The 2569-nt window shown below is 66.3% G+C and carries 2 protein-coding genes; both read left to right on the forward strand.

The features are described 5' to 3' along the window. Positions 1–894 (forward strand): sulfate adenylyltransferase subunit CysD (cysD, locus tag ASD67_RS22485; protein ID WP_235535809.1); only part of this gene is annotated, 894 nt, incomplete at its 5' end. Further along, the coding region (gene cysN, locus ASD67_RS22490) for a sulfate adenylyltransferase subunit CysN (RefSeq protein ID WP_056352374.1) at positions 894–2569 on the forward strand (1676 nt) is incomplete at its 3' end. The genes cysD and cysN, both read left to right, overlap by 1 nt.

Genomic DNA, 2569 nt, shown 5'->3' on the forward strand with positions numbered 1-2569 from the left:
CTGACCCATCTTGACCGCTTGGAGTCGGAGGCGATTCACATCATGCGCGAGGTGCTGGCGGATGCGGCGGCGCCGGTGATGCTGTATTCGGTGGGCAAGGACAGCGCGGTGATGCTGCACCTGGCGCGCAAGGCGTTTTACCCGTCGCCGCCGCCGTTCCCGCTGCTGCATGTCGATACGACCTGGAAGTTCCAGGCGATGTATGAGCTGCGCGACCGGATGGCGGCCGAGAGCGGCATGGAACTGCTCGTCTACCAGAACCCCGAGGCGAAGGCGCGGGGGATCAACCCGTTCGACCATGGCCCGCTGCACACCGACATGTGGAAGACCGAGGGGCTGAAGCAGGCGCTCGATCTGCACGGCTTCGACGTTGCCTTTGGCGGCGCGCGCCGCGACGAGGAGAAGAGCCGCGCCAAGGAGCGCATCTTCTCGTTCCGCACCGCGAGCCATGGCTGGGATCCCAAGAAGCAGCGCCCCGAGCTGTGGAACCTCTATAATGCCCGCAAGGCCAAGGGCGAGAGCATCCGGGTGTTCCCGATCTCGAACTGGACCGAGCTCGACATCTGGCAATATATCGCCCGCGAGGCGATCCCGATCGTGCCGCTCTACTTCGCGGCGCCGCGCCCGACGGTGGAGCGCGACGGGCTGCTGCTGATGGTCGATGACGACCGCTTTCCGCTCGCGCCCGGCGAGGTGCCCGTCACCCGCTCGATCCGCTTCCGCACGCTGGGCTGCTACCCGCTCACCGGCGCGGTCGAGAGCGAGGCGGCGACGCTCTCCGAAGTGATCCAGGAGATGCTGCTGACGACGACGTCGGAGCGGCAGGGCCGCGCGATCGACAAGGACGGCGGCGACGCGTCGATGGAGAAGAAGAAGCAGGAGGGGTATTTCTGATGACCGACAGCCCCCCCGAGGCACCCGCTGCCCCCGTCTACGTCACCGACGCGCTGATCGCCGAGGATATCGACGCCTATCTCGCGCAGCATCAGCAAAAGTCGCTCTTGCGCTTCATCACCTGCGGCTCGGTCGACGACGGCAAGTCGACGCTGATCGGGCGGCTGCTCTACGACAGCAAGATGATCTTCGAGGATCAGCTCGCCGCGCTCGAAGCCGACAGCAAGCGCGTCGGCACCCAGGGCGGCGAGATCGACTTCGCCCTCCTCGTCGACGGCCTCGCCGCCGAGCGCGAGCAGGGGATCACGATCGACGTCGCCTACCGCTTCTTCACCACCGAGAAGCGCAAGTTCATCGTCGCCGACACCCCCGGCCACGAGCAGTACACCCGCAACATGGTCACCGGCGCCTCGACCGCCGACCTCGCGGTGATCCTGATCGACGCGCGCAAGGGCGTGCTGACCCAGACGCGGCGCCACAGCTTCCTCGCGCACCTGATCGGCATCCGCCACATCGTGCTCGCGGTGAACAAGATGGACCTCGTCGATTACGACAAGGCGGTGTTCGAGCGCATCTTGCTCTCGTACCGCGCCTTCGCGACCGAGATCGGCATCACCCAGTTCACCGCGATCCCGATCTCGGGGTTCAAGGGCGACAATATCACCGCCCTGTCGGACAACACCCCCTGGTACAAGGGACCGGCGCTGGTCGAGCATCTCGAGAGCGTCGAGGTCGCCGCGCAGCGCGATGTCGAGACGCCGTTCCGGATGCCGGTGCAATGGGTCAACCGCCCCAACCTCGACTTCCGCGGCTTCTCCGGCCTCATCGCGGGCGGATCGATCAAGCCCGGCGATGCGGTGCGGGTGCTGCCGAGCGGCAAGACCTCGACCGTCAGCCGCATCGTCACCCTCGACGGTGACCTGCCCGAAGCGGTCGCCGGCCAGTCGGTCACCCTCACGATGGCCGACGAGGTCGACTGTTCGCGCGGCGATGTGATCGCGCTCGCCGATGCGCCGCCCGAAGTGGCGGATCGCTTCGAGGCGACGCTCGTGTGGATGGCCGACGAGGCGATGATCGCGGGCCGCGCTTACTGGCTCAAGCTCGCGACCCAGACTGTGTCGGCGACGGTGCAGGCGCCCAAATATGAGATCAACGTCAACACCCTCGACCATCTGGCGGCGAAGACGCTCGAGCTCAACGGCATCGGCGTCGTCGAGGTCGCGACCGACAAGCCGCTGGTGTTCGAAGCCTATGGCGACAACCGCACGCTCGGCGGGTTCATCCTCATCGACAAGCTGACCAACGCGACGGTCGCGGCGGGCATGCTGCATTTCAGCCTGCGCCGCGCCCAGAATGTCCATTGGCAGGCGCTCGACATCGGGCGCGAGGCGCACGCCGCGCTCAAGAACCAGAAGCCCGCGGTGCTCTGGTTCACCGGCCTGTCGGGTTCGGGCAAGTCGACGATCGCCAACCTCGTCGAGAAGAAGCTGCACCGGATGAACCGGCATACCTTCCTCCTGGACGGCGACAATGTCCGCCACGGGCTGAACAAGGACCTCGGCTTTACCGAGGCCGACCGGATCGAGAATATCCGCCGCGTCGGCGAGGTCGCCAAGCTGATGACCGATGCCGGGCTGATCGTGATCACCGCGTTCATCAGCCCGTTCAAGGTCGA

It is taken from the genome of Sphingopyxis sp. Root1497 (assembly GCF_001427085.1).
In the GTDB taxonomy this organism is placed as follows: domain Bacteria; phylum Pseudomonadota; class Alphaproteobacteria; order Sphingomonadales; family Sphingomonadaceae; genus Sphingopyxis.